This is a genomic window from Vibrio sp. OPT46 (genome assembly GCF_015163535.1).
GTDB lineage: Bacteria > Pseudomonadota > Gammaproteobacteria > Enterobacterales > Vibrionaceae > Vibrio > Vibrio alginolyticus.
In genome coordinates this window covers 1-1,022 of sequence record NZ_JADDYG010000540.1, presented here as the reverse complement: position 1 = coordinate 1,022, position 1,022 = coordinate 1, and the positions used below count along the sequence as shown (strand labels likewise).

At 41.0% G+C, this 1,022-nt stretch carries 1 protein-coding gene; it reads left to right on the top strand.

Annotated elements, in window-relative coordinates:
- A partial coding sequence (locus IQR33_RS22235; RefSeq protein WP_322631796.1) for a GNVR domain-containing protein occupies positions 1 to 1,022 on the top strand: 1,022 nt, incomplete at both ends.

The following is a 1,022-nucleotide window of genomic DNA, read 5'->3' as shown; positions in this document are numbered from 1 at the left end:
ATGACAATAACGTCATTTTAGAAGGTAAAGTTGGTGAACTGCTTGAGAAGAATGGATACCAATTTTTGGCGACTGAACTTGTGGCTCAAACTGGTGACTCATTCACGGTCAGCAAAATCAGTAAATTAGATGCAATTAATAAACTTCAAGAAAACTTATCGATTAGCGAACGTGGTAAGCAAACCGGGATTATATCTTTAAGCTTCTCTGGTGAAGACCGCGCTAAGATTCAAGATATCTTGAACGACATTAGCCAAAACTACTTCTTACAAAACGTTCAAAGAAATTCTGCAGAGGCAGAGCAAAGCCTCGAGTTCTTGAAAGGTCACCTCCCAGACATCAAAACAAAACTGACCGCTTCTGAAGACGTTTTAAATCGATTCCGTCAAGAAAATGAATCTATCGATTTAGGCCTTGAAGCTCAGTCAACGCTGAAAGTAATGGTTGAGTTAGAAGCACAGCTAAATGAGCTTACATTCAAAGAAAGTGAGATCAGCCAACGCTTCACACAGGATCACCCAGCTTATAAGTCGCTACTTGATAAACGTGAAACACTACTAAAAGAGAAAGAACGTCTTAATAAACAAGTTCAAAAGTTACCGAAAACACAGCGTGAAGTTCTACGTATGACACGCGATGTAGAAGTAAACCAACAAATCTACATCCAACTATTGAACAAGGTTCAAGAGCTCAACATTATTAAAGCCGGAACAGTTGGCAACGTTCGAATCTTAGATAACGCTCAATCTTTCTCTAAGCCAATCAAGCCGAAAAAAGCGCTTATCGTTGTGCTAGCAACACTGCTTGGCGGTATGGCAGGCGTGGCTTTCGTATTAATTCGTGCAGCATTCCACCGTGGTGTGGAAACACCAGATCAAATTGAACAGATTGGCATGCCAGTTTACGCAAGCGTTCCAAAATCTATTCAACAACTGGAATTTGCAAACAAGCTTAAGCGCAACAAAGGCAGCAACAATGAGCTAGTCCTTCTAGCGGAAGCTAACCCAGCCGATCTTTCCATT